The organism is Thermogutta sp. (assembly GCF_014359955.1).
In the GTDB taxonomy this organism is placed as follows: domain Bacteria; phylum Planctomycetota; class Planctomycetia; order Pirellulales; family Thermoguttaceae; genus Thermogutta.
Genome location: NZ_JACIYL010000935.1, coordinates 1 through 1557, shown reverse-complemented (window position 1 = coordinate 1557; position 1557 = coordinate 1). Strand labels below are relative to the sequence as shown.

Genomic DNA, 1557 nt, shown 5'->3' with positions numbered 1-1557 from the left:
GGATTCGTCTGGGGGGAAGAAGCGGCGAACATCTTTGAAAGCCCCACGCCACCCCAACCCGCAGGAGAGCTGGATCGCATCGTTTTCGCCAAGCTGGAGCAGCTTGGGATCAAGCCGGTCCTGTGTTCGGACGCCGTGTTCGTACGTCGCGTCTATCTGGACATGCTGGGGAAATTGCCCACTCCCGCCGAGGTCCGTGAGTTTCTCAGCGATCAGTCTGCGGACAAGCGGACCCGCCTTGTGGATCGTCTCATGGAGCGCCGCGAGTTCGTGGATTACTGGGCCATGAAATGGGGCGACACCCTGCGGATCAAGGCGGAAATTCCGGTCAATCTGTGGCCCAACGGGGCGCGGGCCTTTCATCGGTTTGTCTGGGCGTCGCTGGCATCCAACAAGCCGTATGACCAGTTTGTCCGGGAAATGCTGACGGCAAGCGGCAGTAACTTCCGGGTGGGAGCCGTCAACTTTTATCGCGCCGTACAGGACAGGAGCCCCGCGGGGATCGCTTCCATGGTGGCCCTCACATTCATGGGCGTGCGGACGGATCACTGGCCAAAGGAGCGCCTGGATGGTATGGCGGTGTTTTTCTCCCAGATCGCGTACAAACCGACGAGCGAATGGAAAGAGGAAGTAGTGTTCTGGGATCCGTGGGGATTGCGATTGGTGCCCACCAATTTTGTTCCCGGGCGCGACACGCCTGGCACAGTGCGTCCAAAACCCAAGGATGAGGTCGTATCCCCTGCTCCTCCTCCCATCTCTCAGGAGCCGCTGGTGGGCGTATTTCCCGACGGCACAAAAGTGACAATCCCTCCTGACAAGGATCCTCGCGAAGTTTTCGCCGATTGGCTCATCAAGCCGGACAATCCGTGGTTCACCAAATGCATCGTCAATCGCGTCTGGGCGTGGATCATGGGACGCGGAATCATCCACGAGCCGGATGACATTCGCGACGATAACCCGCCGAGCAATCCGGAACTCCTCGCTTACCTGGAAAAGGAAATGATCCAGAGCGGTTACAATCTGCGGCATCTCTATCGGGTTATTCTCACATCTCAGACATACCAGTTCTCTTCCATTCCCCGTAATTCATCCCCGGAAGCCATGGCCAATTTCGCGAGCTATCTGCCGCGACGGCTGGAAGCCGAAGTATTGATCGATGCGATCAACGACATCACCGGGACAACCGATTTGTACACGAGCGCCATCCCCGAGCCGTTCACTTACGTGCCACGCGATGTCTCTGCAGTCTCGCTGGCGGATGGGAGCATCATCAGTCCGTTCCTCACCCTCTTTGGCCGCTCGGCCCGGGCCACAGGGGCGTTCAACGAGCGATCCAACAAGCCCACGCCCTCGCAATGGCTGCACATGCTCAACTCCAGCGCAATTTACAGCAAACTGGGAACCGGGCCTAAACTGACGGCGCTGTTCCGGTCAGGTCGCCCGATACCCGAGATTGTGGACGAACTTTATCTCACAATTCTCTCCCGCAGTCCCACTCCTGAAGAATTGCAAACCTGCAAGGAGTACATCGAGAAATCACGGTCCCGCGGGGAGGCG

Annotated in this window: 1 protein-coding gene; it reads left to right on the top strand. The window is 58.3% G+C overall.

Annotated features, from left to right (window positions below; genetic code table 11):
* Positions 1-1557, top strand: a 1557-nt coding sequence (locus tag H5U08_RS18345; protein WP_297036468.1) for a DUF1553 domain-containing protein, incomplete at both ends; no start/stop codon positions are given.